This is a genomic window from Pseudomonas sp. AGC41, from assembly GCF_057334555.1.
Window position 1 is genome coordinate 42,216 of record NZ_JBHFJB010000056.1, and the last position, 1,205, is coordinate 43,420.

Annotated in this window: 1 protein-coding gene; it reads left to right on the forward strand. The window is 63.2% G+C overall.

Going from position 1 to position 1,205, the window contains the following annotated elements; all coding sequences use genetic code 11:
• The first annotated feature begins 198 nt into the window (after positions 1 to 198).
• Positions 199 to 1,152 (forward strand): alpha/beta fold hydrolase, encoded by a 954-nt coding sequence (locus ACE04F_RS11270; protein WP_486106157.1) that lies wholly within the window; start codon positions 199 to 201, stop codon positions 1,150 to 1,152.
• Positions 1,153 to 1,205: the final 53 nt, after the last annotated feature.

The following is a 1,205-nucleotide window of genomic DNA, read 5'->3' on the forward strand; positions in this document are numbered from 1 at the left end:
CCCCCCCCCCCCCCCCCACGGTGGTCCTGCAAGTATCTGGAGCCTGAGGTCTCTGAGATTCTGCAGGTATCTGAAATCCCCATAGTTGCTATCGACGCCAGCGCCGTTCTCGTTGCGCTGCGCTCTCTCTAATCTGCCCACCAACGCGATCGATGACGATCCCGGCAGACCAAAACACCCCTTATGGAGAGAGCAACGATGAACACCTTCAACCGCACCCTGGCTGTCGCAACCCTGGCCCTGGCCACCCTCGGCGCCGAGGCGGCGACGCCCGTACAAGCCGGTGCCCCGGCCTCGGCCGTCGGCAGCGTGGTGCAGTCGTCCAGCTACATCACCACCAAGGATGGCGTCCAGCTCTACTACAAGGATTGGGGCCCGCGTAACGGCCAGGTCGTCACCTTCAGCCACGGCTGGCCGCTGGATTCCGACAGCTGGGAAGGCCAGATGATGTTCCTCGCCTCCAAGGGCTACCGCGTGATTGCCCACGACCGTCGCGGCCATGGTCGCTCCAGCCAGCCGTGGGAAGGCAACGACATGGACCACTACGCCGACGACCTGGCGGCAGTCATCGAAGCGCTGGACCTGAAGGACGTGACCCTGGTCGGCTTCTCGACGGGGGGCGGCGAAGTGGCGCGTTACATCGGTCGCCACGGCACCGGTCGAGTCAAGAAAGCCGTGCTGGTGTCCTCGGTGCCGCCGCTGATGCTCAAGACCGACACCAACCCCGGCGGCTTGCCACTCGAAGTCTTCGACGGCTTGCGCAAGGCGTCCCTGGAGAACCGTTCGCAGCTGTACCTGGACATCGCTTCCGGCCCGTTCTATGGCTACAACCGCAAGGGTGCCAAGCCATCCCAAGGCTTGATCCAGTCGTTCTGGGCGCAAGGCATGCAAGGCGGCAGCAAGAACACCTATGAGTCGATCGCGGCATTCTCGGCGACCGATTTCCGCGGCGACCTGAAAAAATTCGACGTGCCGACGCTGGTGATCCACGGTGACGACGACCAGATCGTGCCCATCGATGCCTCAGGCCGGGCTTCGGCGGCGCTGATCAAGGGCGCTCGACTGATCGTCTACCCAGGCGCGCCGCACGGCTTGACCGAGACGCACAAGGATCGTTTGAATCAGGATCTGCTGACTTTCCTCAAGGAATAAACCCCGGATAACGATCGCGGACAATCGGGTGGGAGATAACCTGTGGGAGGGGG

Excerpts from the sequence above, each read along its gene's own strand:
- ACE04F_RS11270 (WP_486106157.1), top strand. The coding sequence starts at position 199 with ATGAACACCTTCAACCGCACCCTGGCTGTCGCAACCCTGGCCCTGGCC.